The organism is Allobosea sp. 05L423 (assembly GCF_056397745.1).
In genome coordinates, this window is sequence record NZ_JBFTOA010000001.1 from 525,334 (window position 1) to 541,549 (window position 16,216).

Genomic DNA, 16,216 nt, shown 5'->3' on the forward strand with positions numbered 1-16,216 from the left:
CAGTCCGCGTCACTCCACGATGACGCGATGGCGGGCGAGGATGCGCGGTCCGCTGATCGGGGCGTTCATCACATAGCGCAGCTCGTAGGGGCCGGACTGCTCCGGCGCCTCCAGCACCGCCTCGACATTCTCCGCCGGAAAGAAGCGGGGCCCTTCCGCTTCGGCGGGAGCGCCGGCGGGAACCAGCACGACACGATCCTGCTCGCCGTTCGGCCCGATGCCGCGGACCGGGAGCGTCTGGCCGCGGCCGACGCGGGCGGGGGCGGCGAGCGTCGCGCTGGGCTCGGTGGTGACGAGCGGCTGACGCAGCAGGATGACCGGCGCCCCGTCCTTCTCGACGGTCAGGCGCAGCTCATAGGTTCCGGCCAGGCCGGGCGTGGGCAGGGCAGGGACCGTGTTCCGCGGCTCGACCACGACGATGGCGGTGCTTGCGGCATCGTCGGGGCGGGCGATGGCGAGGCGTGCACCCTGCGGTGGTCGGGTGAGGAAGACGCTGAGCGGTGCGCCGGCAACGATGGTCCGAGCCGCCGACATGGCGGGCTCGGCCGCGGGCGCCGGCATCTTCTTCTGCGCCAAGGCAGCGGCCGGCCAGAGGCCGGCAGCCAGCAGCAAAGCGCGGCGGGAGAGCGCCTGGCCTGTCCCGCCGATCGTCATCAGCCCATCGCGGCCGCGACGGCGTCGAGCGCAGCCTGCGCCTTGCTGCCGTCCGGGCCGCCGGCCTGGGCCATGTCGCGCCGGCCGCCGCCGCCCTTGCCGCCGAGCTGCTCGGAGGCCGCGCGCACCAGCGCCACCGCATCGAAGCGCTCGGTCAGATCGGGGGTGACGCCGACGACGACGCCGGCCTTGCCGTCATCGGCGACGCCGACGATGGCGACGACGCCGGAGCCGACACGCGCCTTGGCCTCGTCGGCGAGGCTCTTGAGATCCTTCATCTCGATGCCGGTGACGGCGCGGGCGAGCAACTTCGCGCCCGCGATCTCGCGCACCGGATCCTCGGCCGCGCCGCCGCCGCCCATGGCGAGCTTCTTGCGGGCTTCGGTGAGCTCGCGGTCGAGCTTGCGGCGCTCCTCGATCAGCGCGGCGAGCCGGTTGCCGGCCTCGGAGGCCGGGACCTTGAGGAGGCCCGCCAGTCCTTCGAGCAGGCGCGATTCCTCGTTGAGGCGCAGGCGTGCGCCATTGCCGGTCATGGCCTCGAGGCGGCGCACGCCAGCCGCGACGGCGCCTTCGCCGACGATGCTGACCAGGCCGATATCGCCGGTGCGGGTGGCATGGGTGCCGCCGCAAAGCTCGACCGAATAGGCCCGGCCGGCCGGATTCGTGCCCATCGCGACGACGCGGACCTCATCGCCGTACTTCTCGCCGAAGAGGGCGCGAGCGCCGGAGGCGATGGCCTCGTCGACGCTCATCAGGCGGGTCGTCACCGGCTCGTTCTTCAGCACGATCGCGTTGGCGATCTCCTCGACCTCGCGCAGCTCCTCCTCGCTGATCGGCTTGGGGTGCGAGAAGTCGAAGCGCAGACGATCGGGCGAGACCAGCGAGCCCTTCTGCGCGACATGGTCGCCGAGGACGAGGCGCAGCGCCTCGTGCAGCAGGTGTGTCGCCGAGTGATTGGCGCGGATCGCGGTGCGGCGCTCATGGTCGACGATCAGCTCGACGGCCGCACCGAGCTTGAGCTCGCCTTGCTTGACCGTGACGCTGTGGGCGAAGACATCGCCGAGCTTCTTCTGGACGTCGCTGACCTCGACCACCGTGTCCGGCGCCTTGACCAGACCGGCATCGCCGACCTGGCCGCCGGATTCGCCGTAGAACGGCGTCTGGTTGACCAGCATGAAGCCGCTCTCGCCGGCCTTCAGGGACTGGACCTCGGCATTGTCGCGGATCAGCGCGGTGACAACGCCCTCCGCGGTCTCGGTGTCGTAGCCGAGGAATTCGGTGGCGCCGAGCTTGTCGCGCAGCGGGAACCAGAGGGTTTCGGTCGCGGCCTCGCCGGAGCCGGCCCAGGCGGCGCGCGCCTTGGCCTTCTGCTGCTGCATGGCGGCGTCGAAGCCCTCCGTATCGACCGTGATCTCGCGGGCGCGCAGCGCGTCCTGCGTCAGGTCGAGCGGGAAGCCGTAGGTGTCGTAGAGCGTGAAGGCGACGTCGCCCTTGAGGCTCTGGCCGGCGCTCAGGTCCTTCGAGGCGTCGTCGAGCAGGGTGAGGCCGCGCGCCAGCGTGGTGCGGAAGCGGGTCTCCTCCAGCTTCAGCGTCTCGGTGATCAGCGCCTCGGCGCGGAGCAATTCGGGATAGGCGCGGCCCATCTCGCGGGTCAGCGCCGGGACGAGCTTGTAGAGCAGGGGTTCCTTGGCGCCGAGGAGCTGCGCATGGCGCATGCCGCGGCGCATGATCCGGCGCAGCACATAGCCGCGGCCCTCGTTGGAGGGCAGTACGCCGTCGGCGATCAGGAAGGACGAGCAGCGCAGATGGTCGGCGATGACGCGATGGCTCGCCTTCATCGGCCCGTCGGCATCGACCGAGGTCAGGTCGGCGATGGCGCCGATCAGGGCGCGGAACAGGTCGATATTGTAATTGTCATGCGTGCCCTGGAGCACGGCGGCGATGCGCTCCAAGCCCATGCCGGTGTCGATCGAGGGGCGGGGCAGGTCGGTCCTGATGCCGCCCGCGGCCTCCTCATACTGCATGAAGACGAGGTTCCAGATCTCGATGAAGCGGTCGCCGTCCTCTTCGGGCGAGCCGGGCGGGCCGCCCCAGATATGGTCGCCGTGATCGAAGAAGATCTCCGAGCAGGGGCCGCAGGGGCCGGTGTCGCCCATGCGCCAGAAATTGGCCGAAGTCGGGATGCGGATGATCTTGTCGTCGGTCAGGCCGGCGATCTTCTTCCAGAGGCCATGCGCCTCGTCGTCCTCGGAGTAGACCGTGACGAGGAGCTTGTCCTTGGGCAGGCCGAACTCGCGCGTGACCAGGGTCCAGGCGTGGTGGATCGCCTGCTCCTTGAAATAGTCGCCGAAGGAGAAGTTCCCCAGCATCTCGAAGAAGGTGTGGTGGCGTGCGGTGTAGCCGACATTGTCGAGGTCGTTGTGCTTGCCGCCGGCGCGCACGCATTTCTGGGCGGTGGTGGCCCGGGAATAGGGACGCTTCTCCTGCCCGGTGAAGACGTTCTTGAACTGCACCATGCCCGAATTGGCGAACATCAGCGTCGGGTCGTTGCGCGGCACGAGCGGGCTCGACGGCACGACTTCATGGCCGTTGGACTTGAAGTAGTCGAGGAAGGTCGACCTGATATCGTTGACGCCGCTCATCGCTGTTTGCGCTCTGAATCTTGGGCAGGAGACCGGGCGCGCCCGGCGGGAAGGTCCGGTTCTAGTCAGGCGGCTCGCCGCTGTCCAGAAAGCTTGATGCAGCGCACACCCGGCAAGGCCTTATTCTCAAACGAAAAGGGCGGCCCGAAGGCCGCCCTTGCATCGTTCCGTGCCGGAGCGCTCAGGCTCAGGCCTCACCCTCGTCGAGATCGTCGTCGGTCGGTTCCGCCTGGTCGAGGATACGGTCGGCAACGAGGCCGGAATTCTGGCGGATCGTGGCCTCGATCTTGGCGGCCATGTCAGGGTTGTTCTTGAGGAAGGTCTTGGCGTTCTCGCGGCCCTGGCCGAGGCGCTGGCTGTCGAAGGAGAACCAGGCGCCGGATTTCTCGACCATGCCGGCCTTGACGCCGAGATCGATCAATTCGCCAACCTTCGAGATGCCCTCACCGAACATGATGTCGAACTCGACCTGCTTGAAGGGCGGCGCGACCTTGTTCTTGACGACCTTGACGCGAACCTGGTTGCCGGTCGCCTCGTCGCGCTCCTTGAGCGTCGAGACGCGGCGGATGTCGAGGCGCACCGAGGCGTAGAACTTGAGCGCGTTGCCGCCGGTGGTGGTCTCCGGCGAGCCGTACATCACGCCGATCTTCATGCGGATCTGGTTGATGAAGATCACCATGCAGTTCGAGCGCGAGATCGAGGCGGTGAGCTTGCGCAGGGCCTGGCTCATCAGGCGGGCCTGGAGGCCCGGCTGGACATCGCCCATCTCGCCCTCGATCTCGGCGCGCGGCGTCAGCGCGGCGACGGAATCGACCACGAGCACGTCGATCGCGCCGGAGCGGACGAGCGTGTCGGTGATCTCCAGCGCCTGCTCGCCGGTATCGGGTTGCGAGATCAGGAGGTCGTCGAGATTGACGCCGAGCTTACGGGCATAGACCGGATCGAGCGCGTGCTCGGCATCGACGAAGGCGCAGACGCCGCCCTTCTTCTGGGCCTCGGCGATGGTGTGGAGCGCGAGCGTGGTCTTGCCCGAGGATTCCGGTCCGTAGATCTCGATGACGCGGCCCCTGGGGAGGCCGCCGACGCCGAGCGCGATGTCGAGACCGAGCGAACCGGTCGAAATCGTCTCGATCTCGATTGAGGGCGAATTCTTGCCGAGCCGCATGATCGAACCCTTGCCGAAGGCGCGTTCGATCTGGGAGAGCGCTGCATCGAGCGCCTTGGCCTTATCCATCGAGGAGCCTTCCACGAGTTTGAGATTCGCCTGATTCACGGTTCGGGCTCCTTATGGCAGGGCGAGGGGGACATCTCAATGCGTCTTGACATGAGGATGGTCACGCTTTGTTCTGGCCGGCAAGTTCTTTTTTTGTTCCAGGTGTCAGCTTGTGTCAGGAGGGGCTTTTATGTTTCTAGTCATGCTATTTTATCGGTTTGAATTTCGTTGAATCGTTCTTGCATGCGCTATGTGCATATCAAGGCGCTGCGTTTCCCATCCCGGCGCCTGCTGTTTCCTGTTATTGCGCCCGGAATCTCCATTTGTTTTCGAAAGTTGCCAACGTGTCCTTCGCCCCCGCCCAAAAGGCCCCGAACTCGCCGCGCCGTATCCTGCTGGCCAGCCTGATCGGCACGACGATCGAGTTCTTCGACTTCTACATCTATGCGACGGCTGCGGTGATCGTGTTCCCGAAGCTGTTCTTCCCGGGCGGCGATCCTACCTCCGCGATGCTCCAGTCCTTCGCGACCTTCGCGATCGCCTTCTTCGCGCGGCCGATCGGCGCCGCCATCTTCGGCCATTTCGGCGATCGGATCGGCCGCAAGGCGACGCTCGTCGCGGCGCTGATGACGATGGGGCTCTCGACCGTCGCCATCGGCATGCTGCCGACCTATGCCGCCGTCGGCGTACTCGCGCCGCTGCTGCTGGCGCTCTGCCGGCTCGGGCAGGGGCTGGGACTCGGCGGCGAGTGGGGCGGAGCAGTGCTGCTGGCGACCGAGAACGCCCCTCCGGGCAAGTCCGCCTGGTACGGCATGTTCCCGCAGCTCGGCGCGCCCGTGGGGTTCATCCTTGCGACCGGCAGCTTCCTTGCGCTCGATGCGCTCCTGACCGACGAGCAGTTCTTCAGCTTCGGCTGGCGTATCCCGTTCATCGCCAGCGCGCTGCTGGTCTTCATGGGGCTCTATGTCCGCCTTCGCATCAGCGAGACCCCGGCCTTCCGCAAGGCGATGGACAAGCATGAGCGGGTGCGCGTGCCCTTCATCAGCATCTTCGCTGAACACAAGCTCGCGCTGCTCTGCGGCACCTTCGCGGCGCTCGCGACCTTCGTGCTGTTCTACCTGATGACCGTGTTCTCGCTGAGCTGGGGCACGACCAAGCTCGGCTTCTCGCGCGACCAGTTCCTGCCGCTGCAGATGATCGGCGTCGTGTTCTTCGGCTTGACCATCCCGGTCTCGGCCGTGCTCGCCGATCGCTTCGGCCGGCGCCAGACCCTCCTGGCGACGACGCTCGGCATTGCCATCTTCGGCTTCTTGCTGGCGCCGCTCTTCGGCTCTGGCAGCACGCTCGGTGTGCTCGCCTTCTTCGTCGTCGGGCTGTCGCTGATGGGCTTCACCTACGGACCGCTCGGCACGGCGCTGGCCGAGATGTTCCCGACGGCCGTGCGCTACACGGGCGCCTCGCTCACCTTCAACCTGGGTGGGATCGTCGGCGCCTCGCTCGCTCCTTACGTGGCGACCTGGCTCGCGACCGAGAAGGGCCTGCCCTTCGTCGGTTACTATCTCAGCCTCTCGGCCGTGGTGACGATCCTGGCGCTGATCGGGGTGAGTGCGCTGGCTTCGCGCCAGGACGATGAGGCCGGCGCGGTTCCGGCGCGCTGAAGCCCGCTTCGCGTCATGGTCGGGCTTGTCCCGACCATCCACGTCTTCGCTGGGTAAGCGCCGTGTTCGCCACAAGGGCGAGCATGACGGCGTCCTGAACATCGTCGCGCTCGTCGATCCCGGGCTCAGGCCACCGGCCTGCTCCGGAGATGACGACCGGCGCCTTCAGCCCATCGCCGCCTTCACCGTCTCGACGAGCTGCTTCATCGTGAACGGCTTGGGCAGGAAGTGGAAGTCTTCGCCTTCCGGCAGATTTTTGCGGAAGGCCTCTTCGGCATAGCCGGAGACGAAGACGACCTTCGTGTTCGGGTTGCGCTTGCGCAGCTCGCCGAGCAGCGTCGGGCCGTCCATCTCGGGCATGACGACGTCGGAGACGACCAGGTCGATCTGGCCGTCATTCTTCAGGAAGAGATCGAGAGCCTCGACGCCGGATGCGGCTTCGTGGACGGTGTAGCCACGCGAGACCAGCATGCGGGCGTTCAGCGCGCGCACTGCATCCTCGTCCTCGACCAGCAGGATGACGCCGGCGCCGGTATGGTCGGCGGCGAGCTTCTTCGGTGCCTCCTTGGCGGCGACCTCGGCAGCGATTTCCTCCTGGCTCGGGACGTGGCGCGGCAGGAAGATCTGGAAGGCCGTGCCCTTGCCGATGGTGGAATCGACGAAGACATAGCCGCCGGTCTGCTTGACGATGCCGTAGACCATCGAAAGACCGAGACCCGTGCCCTTGCCGACCTCCTTGGTGGTGAAGAACGGTTCGAAGATCTTGTCGAGATGCTCCTGCGGGATGCCGGTGCCGGTGTCCTCGACCTCGAGCAGGACATAGTCGTCCGCGGGAAGGCCGGCGTGGCTGAAGCTCACGCAGTCCTCGCGGGCGACGTTGCGGGTGCGGACCGTCAGCTTGCCGCCATCAGGCATGGCGTCGCGGGCGTTGACGGCGAGGTTGACGATGACCTGCTCTAGCTGCCCCAGATCCGCCTTGACCGGCCAGAGGTCGCGACCCTGGCGGACGTCGAGCGTCACCTTGTCGGCGACGACGCGCTTCAGCATCAGCGAGAGGTCGGAGAGCACCTCGCCGAGCTCCAGCACCTGCGGGCGCAGGGTCTGGCGGCGCGAGAAGGCGAGCAGCTGCCGCACCAGCGCAGCGGCGCGGTAGGCGTTCTGCTTGATCTGCATGATGTCCGGGAAGGACGGGTCGGTCGGCCGGTGGCTCGCGAGCAGGAACTCGGAGGCGTTGATGATGACCTGCAGCACGTTGTTGAAATCGTGCGCGATGCCGCCGGCGAGCTGGCCGACGGCCTGCATCTTGCCGGCCTGGTCCATGTTGTCGCGCAGTTTGCGCTCGGCCGTGGTCTCCAGCGCATAGACGATGGCACGCTCGCCGTCGCCGTCCTCGGAGGCGGAGACCGGCGCGAGGTAGAGCTTGGCGGAGCGCCCGTCCTCGCCGGCGAGGGCGAGATCCAGCGGGCTCACTGCGGAGCTGCCCTCCACGACTTCGGCAACGCCGCGTTCGAGGCCGGAATGGGGCGCGACGAGATCGTAGATCGTCCGAAGCGGCGTACCGGACGGCGCGAGCCGGGCGAAGGCGGCGTTGGAGCGCAGGATCGCCCCGCTCTTGTCGACGGTGGCGATGGCCATAGGCGTCGAGTGGAAGAAGCGGGCGAAGCGGACTTCGGCATCGCTGCCGTGATCGGCGCCGGCCTCGCCGGGCGCGCGGTTGAGGACCAGCGTTCGGGAAGGGCCGGCGCGGCCGTCCTGCCCGAATGCGACCTGATGGTGCAGCCGCACGGGCAGCGGGTTGCCATTGCGGCGCTTGAGGTCGACGTCGAGCACCTCGACGCGGACATCGCCGGGCTGGCCGCGGATCGCCTGGAGCAGCGCGGCAGCGGCCGGCGTGCAGATGTCGTCGAGTTGCAGGCCGCCGGAGCCGAAGCGGGCTAGGTCGAAGTCGAGCCAGCTCGACAACGTGGCGTTGAGATAGGAGACCTCGCCGTCGGCGTCGATCGAGATGAAGCCGGCCGGCGCATGGTCGAGATAGTCGATCGCGTGCTGGAGCTCCTGGAAGGCGTTTTCCTGCCGCTCGCGCTCGGGCGTGATGTCGGTCACCGACCAGAGCGTGGCGTTGCCGGTCTCGCGGCGCACCGGCGTGACGCGCACGCGATACCAGCCGACCTCGCCGCGCCCACCGAGAGCAGGCTCGAGACGGACCTCCTCGACCAGCCGGCGGTTCTCGCGGGCGGCTGCGGCGAGCCTGTAGATCGCCTCCGAGACGTCGGCGCGGCCAGTCAGGAGACGCCCGACCGGCTTGAGGTCGTTCGCACCTGTGGCGCCCGCGAGCGCGAGATAGGCCTCGTTGGCGTAGACGATCTCGTTCTCGCCCTCGGTTACGACGATGCCTTCGTCCGCACTGTCGACGATCGTCTTGGTCAGGTCGTTGCGGGCGGCGCGGCCTGAGAACTGGACGAGGCCGATGGCGAAGGCGAAGAGACCGAAGACGCCGATGACCGAAAGAAGGGCCAGCAACCCAAGGATCAGCGGCTGCGCCCATTCATTGGCGAGGAAGCCGAGCGCGATGGCCGCGCCGACGAGCAGACCCGCGACCAGCAGGATGATGCCGATATGGCCGGGCTTGTCGGAGCGATCAATTGTGGTCGCCGTGGTGCCGCTCATGCGGTGAAGTCCGTTCGCTGCTGGGCCGCATCGGGAACGTTGCGGCCATCCTTCTTCGCATCGCTGCCGAGTTAGGCGCGCCGGCCCTTCAGGCGCAAGACGTAACCGATGACTTCGGCCACCGCCTGATAGTGTTCGACAGGAATTTCTTGGTCGATGTCGACCGTGGCGTAGAGCGCGCGCGCCAGCGGCGGGTTCTCGACGATCGGCACGCGATGCTCGCCGGCGACTTCGCGGATCTTCAGGGCCATGGTGTCGACGCCTTTCGCCAGGCAGAGGGGCGCCGCCATGCCAGGCTCGTATTGCAGGGCGACGGCGAAGTGGGTCGGGTTGGTGATGATCACCGTCGCCTTCGGCACCGCGGCCATCATGCGCTTGCGCACGCGTTGGGCGCGGATCTGGCGCAGCTTCGCCTTGACCTCGGGATTGCCTTCGGAGTTCTTGAACTCCTCCTTGATTTCCTGCTTCGTCATCTTCTGGCGCTGGTACCAGCTGAAGCGCTGCCAGGCGAAATCGCCGATGGCGACGATGGCGAAGAGGGCGAGCACCGCGCCCATCAGCTTAATGGCGAGCGAGAGTGTCGCCGGCATCAGGGCGGAAACGTTCATCTGCACGAAGGCTTCGAGCCGGTCGTGCTGGTTCCAGAGCGTGATCCAGACCACCGCGCCGATCAGCGCCGTCTTGGCGAGGCCCTTGGCGAAATTGACCCAGGCCTCCTTGCCGAACATGCGCTTGGCGCCTGCCATCGGGGAGATGCGGTCGAATTTCGGCATCAGCGGCTCGAAGGTCCAGAGCGGCTTGTGCTGGAGCAGGGCGCCGGCGAGCCCGGCGCAGAGGATGAAGGCGAAGGGCAGGCCCAGCGCCATGAAGCCGGTCAGCACGCCCTGCCGTGTGACATGCATGAAGGCAGCGCCGTCCTGCGGCACCTGATGGGCGTTCATCAGGAAGGAGCGCAGCGAGAGCATGGCATCGCGCGCCGACCAGCCCGCGGCGACCAGCAACGCAAGCGTGAAGCCACAAAGCACGAAGAAGGTGCCGATCTCCTGCGATCGGGGGACGTCGCCTTTCTCGGTGGCCTCGTCCAGCTTTCGCTGGGTCGGGTCCTCTGTCCTGTCCTCGTTCTCGGTATCTTCGGCCATGGCGTGCTCAGCCCCCCGTGAACTGACGCAGGAAGGCGCCGAGATCGTTGAGGAAGACGCTCATCATCACGCCGACCACGACGAGCAGGACAAGCATGCCGCCTAGGATCGAGGCAGGCACTGCGAGGAAGAAGACCTGGAGCTGCGGCATCATCCGCGCCAGCACGCCGAGACCGAGATTGAAAAGGAGGCCGAAGACGAGGAAGGGCGCCGAGATCTGCACGGCGAGGGCGAAGCCGCGCGCTGCCGACTGTACGGCGAGCGTCAGGATATCCGGCATCTCGGGCACGCCGCCGGGCGGCAGCAGGCGGTAGCTCTCATGGATCGCCGCGATTGCGATGTGGTGCAGATCGGTCGTCAGGATCAGCGTGGTCCCGAGCATGGTCAGGAAATTGCCGATCGACGGGTTCTGCAGGCCGCCGGTCGGATCGACCGTCATGGCGAAGCCGAGGCCCATCGTCTGGGCGACGAGCGTGCCGGCCGTCTGCAGACACGCCATCACCAGCCGGGCGCAGACGCCGATGATCAGGCCGATCAGCAACTCGCCGATGAGCAGCGCGACGATACCGGAGACATCGGGCGGGATGCGCAGGGAAGGGCGGGCGACCGGCACGATCATCAGGGCGATGAAAAAGGCGAGCGACAGCCGCGATCGCGAAAAGATAAAGCGCTCGCCGATGCCGGGCATCAGCATGACGAGCGTGCCGACCCGCGCGAAGACGAGCACAAAAAGGGCGCTGATCTCGGGCAGGATCGCGATCTGCATCGTGCCGCAGGCACCTTTCCGCCAGCGCGGGTGCCGCGGGCCTGCGCCGGCAAAGGCCGGCTGCAGTCGCGACAGGCTCATCCGCCCGTGGCGATTCGGGCGGCGACTCGCCCCATATAACCCGCCAGCGCGTCACCCATGAACGGCAGAAACAGCATCAGCGCGGCGAAGACGGCAACGATCTTCGGGACGAAGACGAGTGTCTGTTCCTGGATCTGGGTCAGCGCTTGTACCAGCGAGACGGCGAGGCCGACGACGAGCGCGATCACCATCAGCGGCCCGCCGACCTTGAGGAAGACGACGATACCGTCGCGGGCGACGTCGAGAATGGCTCCGGAGGTCATGATCTTATCTCGATCCCTTGGCCGTCAGACCGGCATCCGCATGATTTCTTCATAGGCGGCGATAACGCGGTCGCGCACGGCGACCAGCGTCTCGATCGCAGCCTCGCTTTCCGCGACCGCGGTGACGACATTGACGATGTCGGCCCGGCCGCCGGCGACGGTGGCGGTCTGGGTATCGGCCTTGCGGCCGGCCTCGGCCGTGGCGTCCAGCGCCTTGCCGAGCAGGGCGGAGAAGTCCGGCCCGCCTGATTCCGTGCCGCTTGTGGCGAGCGGCTTGCGCATCAGATTGCCGGCGCCCACCCCCTGGATGGAGGCGTAGGCGCCCGCAGCGAAACCCGGAGTAGCCATGGCGGTTCAGTCCCCTTCTGGAGCCGCGCGGTTCAGGCGCGCAGGATATCGATGGTGCGCTGGATCATCCGGCGCGTCGAAGAGATCAGGTTGAGGTTGGCCTCGTAGCTGCGCTGGGCCTCGCGCATGTCGACCATCTCGACCAGCGAATTGACGTTGGGCATCTGCACGTCGCCCTTGGCGTCCGCTGCCGGATTGCCCGGCTCATGCTTGACCTTGAAGGCGCTCTGGTCGCGCTGGACCTTGCCGAGCGCGACCAGCTGCGCGTCGAGCTCGCGGTCGAAATGGCGCTGGAAGGTCGGGACCTTGCGACGATAGGGCTCGGCGCCGGCGCGCTCGGGGCCGGAATCGGCGTTGGCGATGTTCTCCGAGATGACGCGCATGCGGCCGGACTGGCTGCGCAGGCCCGAAGCGGCGACGGCGATGCTCTTGATCAGATCCATGATCAGCGCCCCATCCTTTAGCGTCCCTTGCCGATGGCGATCTTCATCAGGCCGAGACCCTTGCTGTAGAGCGAGGCGGCCAGCTGGTAGTCCGACTGGTTCTGCGCGACCTTGAGCATCTCGTCCTCGAGGTTCACCGCATTGCCGTTCGGGGTCGTCTCGAAGCGCGGGGCGCCGGTGCCGTCGAAGCCGCCATTGCCGGTGGACAGGCTCATATGGCCGGCGCTGGTGCGGGCGAGGGCCACGCCGGCGCGGGCCGGGTCGACGCTCGGCTGCTTCAGGTCGACCGGGCGGAAGCCCGGGCTGTCGGCATTGGCGACGTTCTCGGCCAGAATCTTCTGGCGCGACTGCTGGTACTGCATGCGCAGCTTCAGCGCCTGCATCAGGCCGCCGCCGATGCTCAAGCCGTCATTCGCCATGGCCCAGCCCCTCGCTGCACTGCCGGATACTAGGCAAATCCTGCCGGGCTCATGGTTAACAACCGGTTAAGTCTGCGGCATTTCATAGGTCGCGTTAACCACGCGTTCACCATGTTTCCCGATGGTGAAAGCGTTATGCTATAGCTAAGGTGTTGAACCTCGTGCGGAACTTCGGCCGCCCGGGGCCGTCTTCGCAGATGAGGCAGACCTTGCAGAGCTTGTTCGGATTGGAACTCTCGACCGCACAGAAGGTGATCGTCGCCTCTGTCGTCATCCTTGTGCTTCTCGCCCTGCTCGGACTTTTCGTGCGGCAGATCCAGGGCGGGCGGTTGCGGCTGCGCGGCCAGGCCGGGGGGCGCCAGCGCCAGCCTCGCCTCGGTGTCGTCGACAGCTACGATCTCGACCGCCAGCGCCAGCTCGTTCTGATCAGGCGCGACAATGTCGAACACCTCGTCATGATCGGCGGTGCCTCCGACGTCGTGGTCGAAGCCAATATCATGCGCAGCGGTAGCCGCGCGGTCGCGCCGAACTACAATGAGACGGCGCTGCCCGACCGCCCGCTGCCGCCTTTCGAGACGCTGGTTCCGCCGGCCGAACCGCCTGCGCGCCCCGGCGACGAACTGCGCAGGACGCCTGCTGTCGCCGAGGCTCCCGACGTTCTGCCGCCGTTGCCGACGCGTTCGGGGCCGACGCATGGCGAGGTCGCCGCTGCTGCCGCCGCGAGCGCGGGAGTTGCAGCTGCGCTCGGCCTTGGTGGCGGCGAGACACAGCCGGCGCCGAAACCTGTCGTTCCGCCGGCGCCGCCAGCTCCGATTCCGCCCCTCACAACGGGCCCAGCCCCGAGTTTCGCACGCGAACATGCGCCGCCGCCGGCTGTCAGCGCGGGCGAGCTCGACGACATGACGCGCCAGCTCGAGGAGGCGCTGAAGCGCCCCTTCTCTGCGGTGCGCCCCGCCAATCTGCCGGGCGAAGCGGTGCAGGAAAGCGCTGCCCCGCCGGTGAAGCCGCCCGTGCCGCCGGTCAGGCCCTTCGAGAAGCCGGTTGCGGAAGCGCCGAAGCCGCCCGCCGAGCCGGTCGAGCCGCCACCGCCGCTTCCGCCGCCACCGGCGCCCGAGCCGAAGGTCGCGCTGAAGCCTGAACCGGCCCCGGTCCCGGCCGCGCCGCCGCGCCAGCCGGTGCTCCCGAGCGATGTCGAGGCGGAGCTTGCGGCCGCGCTGGGGCTGACGCCGGAGCGTACGGCTCCCAAGCCTGCCGCCGCCCCGGCGCCTGCTCCTGCGCCCGCCGTGAAGGCTCCCGAGCCGAAGCCGGTCGAGATGAAGGCGCCGGAGCCGCCACCGCCGGTTGCGCATCCCAAGCCGAGCGAGCCCACGCCGGTGATCGACGAGGACGAGTTCGAGGAGGCTTTCGCAGCCGTCGCCAAGCCGGAGCCCGAGCGGGAGGCCAAACCCGAGGCCGTGCCCGAGCCCGAGCCCGAGGTGAAGCCCAAGGCCGACAAGCCGGCTGAGCCCGAGACGAAGGAGCTCGATCCCTTCTCGGTCGATGCCATCGAGGCGGAATTCGCCCGCCTGCTCGGACGCGACCCCAAGGCGAAGTCCTGAACGATCTCGGTTGATGCCGCTGCCGGCGGCCATCAACAGGAATGTCGGCCCTCCGGTCCTGAGGCGCCGCGCACCGGTTGCGCGGCGCTTTGCCGTGACTAGCCTCGTGCGGTCCGATCGCGTGAGTCGGGCGTAGCGGCAGCCGCGTGTGACATCGAGTTCCAGACCAGCGAGACGCTATCGTTTCGGGCGCGCCCTGCTGGCCGCCGCGCTGCTGCTCGCGCTGCAGGCGACACCGGCGCTGCCGCAGACATTGTCGCTCGATCTGGGGCAGGGTGGCGGCGTCGCCGAGCGGGCGCTGCAGCTCATCGCCGTCATCACGGTGCTGTCGCTGGCGCCTTCGATCCTGATCATGGTGACGTCGTTCACCCGGATCGTGGTGGTGCTGTCGCTGCTGCGCTCGGCGCTGGGCACGCAGACCGCGCCGCCCAATGCCGTGATCATCGGGCTTTCGCTATTCCTCACCGGATTCGTCATGGCGCCGACGCTGCGGGAGGCCTACACCAACGCCGTGCAGCCGCTTGTCGCGGGGCAGATCCAGCCGCAGGAGGCCTATAACCGCGGCGTCGTGCCCTTCAAGACCTTCATGCTCAGGCATGTCCGCGAGAAGGATCTGGCGCTCTTCCTCGACATGTCGCAGGGGCCGCGCCCGCAGCAGCCGCAGGACGTCGGCGTCGAGGTGCTGGTTCCTGCCTTCATGATCTCGGAGCTGCGACGTGCCTTCGAGATCGGCTTCCTGCTGTTCGTGCCCTTCCTGATCATCGACCTCGTGGTGGCCTCGATCCTGATGTCAGTGGGCATGATGATGCTGCCGCCGGTGACGGTGGCGCTGCCATTCAAGCTGATCTTCTTCGTGCTGGTCGACGGCTGGGGGCTCGTCACCGGCTCGCTGGTGAAGAGCTACGGGGTCGGGGGCTGAGGAAGTCGCTCGTCATGCTCGGGCTTGACCCGGGCATCTCGTGACGCGTGGCCGCGGGAGCCTCGACCGGAAGGAGATTCTCGGGTCTGCGCTTCGCTTCGCCCGAGAATGACGGTGCGGCTCCCGTAAGCTTCAGCTCACCACGACCCGGCCGCGCTGGATGCGCAGGCTGAGCGAACCGTTCTTCAGTGCCAGGGCCTTCTCGCCGAAGACTTCCCGCCGCCAGCCCTTGAGCGCCGGCACGTCGGAGAGCTCGTCCGAGGCAATGGCTTCGAGATCGTCGCTCGAGGCGATGATCTTCGGTGCGACGCGCTCGGCATCGGCCACCGCCTTGAGCAGCACCTTGAGCAAGTCGAGCACGGCGCCGTTGGCCGGCCGGCCGCGTTCGCGCTCCAGCCTGGGCAAGGTCTTTGGATCGATCGCGGCCGAGCGCTCGATCGCGGCGAGAACCTCGGCACCGTTGCGCGAGCGCTCGAAGCCGTTGGGGACCGAGCGCAACTCGGCAAGGGCTTCGACCGTGCGTGGGCCGCGCTGGACGATGTCCATTAGCGCGTCGTCCTTGAGAACACGCTGACGCGGCACGTCACGGCCCTGAGCCTCACGCTCGCGCCAGGCGGCAACCTCCATCAGGATCGGCAGTTCGCGCGGCTTGCGGACACGCCCCTTCAGCCGCTGCCAGGCATTCTCCGGCTTGACCTCGTAGGTCCCGGGCGAGGTCAGCACCGCCATTTCCTCGGCGACCCAGCTCTCGCGGCCGCTCGCATCGAGATCGGCCTTCAGCGCGAGATAGATCTGGCGCAGATAGGTGACATCCGATTCGGCATAGGCGAGCTGTGCTTCGGTGAGCGGGCGGCGCGACCAGTCGGTGAAGCGGGAGGACTTGTCGATGCGGGCCTTGGCGAGATCGTTGGCGAGCTGCTCGTAGCCGACCGAGTCGCCGTAGCCGCAGACCATGGCGGCGACCTGAGTATCGAAAAGCGGCGCCGGCAGCACGCGCCCGAGCAGCCAAACGATTTCCAGATCCTGCCGGGCGGCGTGGAAGACCTTTACCACGGACGCGTTGACCATCAGCCCGAAGAACGGGGCGAGGTCGAGATCGGGCGCCAGCGGATCAACCAGAACGGCCTCGTCCGGCGAGGCGAGCTGGATCAGGCAGAGCTTCGGATAATAGGTCGTCTCGCGCAGGAACTCGGTATCGACCGTCACGAAAGGGTGGGCGGCGAGGCGGTCGCAGGCGGCGGCGAGCTCGGCGGTATCAGTGATCAGATGCATGGCCTTCGGCTCTTAGCAGAGTCCGGGGCCGGATGTCGCGGCCGTTCTTGACATTTTAGGCGCGCGCGTGTGGTTAGCCCGCAAGCTGCGGCCGGCCCGATTTGGCCGGCTTCCATTGCCTTTCCGAAAGACAG

14 protein-coding genes are annotated in these 16,216 nt (G+C 67.4%); 3 read left to right on the plus strand and 11 right to left on the minus strand.

Going from position 1 to position 16,216, the window contains the following annotated elements; genetic code table 11:
• Nucleotides 1–9: 9 nt before the first annotated feature.
• From AC1DNE_RS02575 to recA, 3 genes are all read right to left on the minus strand, one after another.
• Nucleotides 10–654, minus strand: a complete 645-nt coding sequence (locus AC1DNE_RS02575) for a hypothetical protein (RefSeq protein ID WP_476765502.1) — start codon at nt 652–654, stop codon at nt 10–12.
• A complete protein-coding gene (alaS, locus tag AC1DNE_RS02580) occupies nt 654–3,296 on the minus strand; it encodes an alanine--tRNA ligase (RefSeq protein WP_441469542.1) in 2,643 nt (880 codons plus the stop codon). Before alaS ends, AC1DNE_RS02575 begins: the two co-directional genes overlap by 1 nt.
• Nucleotides 3,297–3,483: 187 nt before the next feature.
• Nucleotides 3,484–4,530 carry a recombinase RecA gene (gene recA / locus AC1DNE_RS02585; RefSeq protein ID WP_441470024.1) on the minus strand — a complete coding sequence of 349 codons (1,047 nt, stop codon included), beginning with the start codon at nt 4,528–4,530 and terminating at the stop codon, nt 3,484–3,486.
• Nucleotides 4,531–4,853: 323 nt separating this feature from the next.
• On the opposite strand from recA, the gene AC1DNE_RS02590 reads away from it, so the two are divergent.
• Nucleotides 4,854–6,167, plus strand: coding sequence for an MFS transporter (locus tag AC1DNE_RS02590; RefSeq protein WP_441469541.1), 1,314 nt, complete (start codon nt 4,854–4,856; stop codon nt 6,165–6,167).
• Nucleotides 6,168–6,332: 165 nt separating this feature from the next.
• Here the strand turns inward: AC1DNE_RS02590 and cckA are convergent, their stop codons facing one another.
• The 7 genes from cckA to flgB form a co-directional block, all read right to left on the minus strand.
• Nucleotides 6,333–8,834 (minus strand): cell cycle histidine kinase CckA, encoded by a 2,502-nt coding sequence (gene cckA / locus AC1DNE_RS02595; RefSeq protein WP_441469540.1) that lies wholly within the window; start codon nt 8,832–8,834, stop codon nt 6,333–6,335.
• A 71-nt stretch (nt 8,835–8,905) separates the two neighbouring features.
• On the minus strand, nt 8,906–9,973 hold the full coding sequence (gene flhB / locus AC1DNE_RS02600; protein ID WP_441469539.1) for a flagellar biosynthesis protein FlhB: 1,068 nt from the start codon (nt 9,971–9,973) through the stop codon (nt 8,906–8,908).
• Nucleotides 9,974–9,980: 7 nt separating this feature from the next.
• Complete coding sequence (gene fliR, locus AC1DNE_RS02605; protein ID WP_441470023.1) at nt 9,981–10,739, minus strand: flagellar biosynthetic protein FliR; 759 nt, start codon at nt 10,737–10,739, stop codon at nt 9,981–9,983.
• A 77-nt stretch (nt 10,740–10,816) separates the two neighbouring features.
• Nucleotides 10,817–11,083: a flagellar biosynthesis protein FliQ gene (gene fliQ / locus AC1DNE_RS02610; RefSeq protein ID WP_441469538.1), complete on the minus strand. Its 267-nt coding sequence runs from the start codon at nt 11,081–11,083 to the stop codon at nt 10,817–10,819.
• A gap of 24 nt (nt 11,084–11,107) precedes the next feature.
• On the minus strand, nt 11,108–11,431 hold the full coding sequence (gene fliE / locus AC1DNE_RS02615; RefSeq protein ID WP_441469537.1) for a flagellar hook-basal body complex protein FliE: 324 nt from the start codon (nt 11,429–11,431) through the stop codon (nt 11,108–11,110).
• Between the two features lie 32 nt (nt 11,432–11,463).
• A complete protein-coding gene (gene flgC / locus AC1DNE_RS02620; protein ID WP_400508392.1) occupies nt 11,464–11,874 on the minus strand; it encodes a flagellar basal body rod protein FlgC in 411 nt (136 codons plus the stop codon).
• Between the two features lie 17 nt (nt 11,875–11,891).
• Nucleotides 11,892–12,293: a flagellar basal body rod protein FlgB gene (gene flgB, locus AC1DNE_RS02625; protein ID WP_441469536.1), complete on the minus strand. Its 402-nt coding sequence runs from the start codon at nt 12,291–12,293 to the stop codon at nt 11,892–11,894.
• Nucleotides 12,294–12,502: 209 nt separating this feature from the next.
• Between flgB and AC1DNE_RS02630 the strand changes: the two genes are divergently transcribed.
• Nucleotides 12,503–13,891 carry a hypothetical protein gene (locus AC1DNE_RS02630; RefSeq protein WP_476840903.1) on the plus strand — a complete coding sequence of 463 codons (1,389 nt, stop codon included), beginning with the start codon at nt 12,503–12,505 and terminating at the stop codon, nt 13,889–13,891.
• 148 nt (nt 13,892–14,039) lie between these two features.
• A complete protein-coding gene (fliP, locus tag AC1DNE_RS02635; RefSeq protein WP_441469534.1) occupies nt 14,040–14,810 on the plus strand; it encodes a flagellar type III secretion system pore protein FliP in 771 nt (256 codons plus the stop codon).
• A gap of 132 nt (nt 14,811–14,942) precedes the next feature.
• Here fliP and rnd read toward each other — a convergent pair whose 3' ends face one another.
• Nucleotides 14,943–16,082 (minus strand): ribonuclease D, encoded by a 1,140-nt coding sequence (rnd, locus tag AC1DNE_RS02640; protein ID WP_441469533.1) that lies wholly within the window; start codon nt 16,080–16,082, stop codon nt 14,943–14,945.
• Nucleotides 16,083–16,216 lie beyond the last annotated feature (134 nt).

What these genes read in the sequence shown, in the direction of transcription:
- rnd (WP_441469533.1), bottom strand. Translation starts at nt 16,082, where the DNA reads ATGCATCTGATCACTGATACCGCCGAGCTCGCCGCCGCCTGCGACCGC.
- fliE (WP_441469537.1), bottom strand. Translation starts at nt 11,431, where the DNA reads ATGGCTACTCCGGGTTTCGCTGCGGGCGCCTACGCCTCCATCCAGGGG.
- flgC (WP_400508392.1), bottom strand. Translation starts at nt 11,874, where the DNA reads ATGGATCTGATCAAGAGCATCGCCGTCGCCGCTTCGGGCCTGCGCAGC.
- fliQ (WP_441469538.1), bottom strand. Translation starts at nt 11,083, where the DNA reads ATGACCTCCGGAGCCATTCTCGACGTCGCCCGCGACGGTATCGTCGTC.
- alaS (WP_441469542.1), bottom strand. Translation starts at nt 3,296, where the DNA reads ATGAGCGGCGTCAACGATATCAGGTCGACCTTCCTCGACTACTTCAAG.
- flhB (WP_441469539.1), bottom strand. Translation starts at nt 9,973, where the DNA reads ATGGCCGAAGATACCGAGAACGAGGACAGGACAGAGGACCCGACCCAG.
- flgB (WP_441469536.1), bottom strand. Translation starts at nt 12,293, where the DNA reads ATGGCGAATGACGGCTTGAGCATCGGCGGCGGCCTGATGCAGGCGCTG.
- fliR (WP_441470023.1), bottom strand. Translation starts at nt 10,739, where the DNA reads ATGCAGATCGCGATCCTGCCCGAGATCAGCGCCCTTTTTGTGCTCGTC.
- AC1DNE_RS02575 (WP_476765502.1), bottom strand. Translation starts at nt 654, where the DNA reads ATGACGATCGGCGGGACAGGCCAGGCGCTCTCCCGCCGCGCTTTGCTG.
- recA (WP_441470024.1), bottom strand. Translation starts at nt 4,530, where the DNA reads ATGGATAAGGCCAAGGCGCTCGATGCAGCGCTCTCCCAGATCGAACGC.
- cckA (WP_441469540.1), bottom strand. Translation starts at nt 8,834, where the DNA reads ATGAGCGGCACCACGGCGACCACAATTGATCGCTCCGACAAGCCCGGC.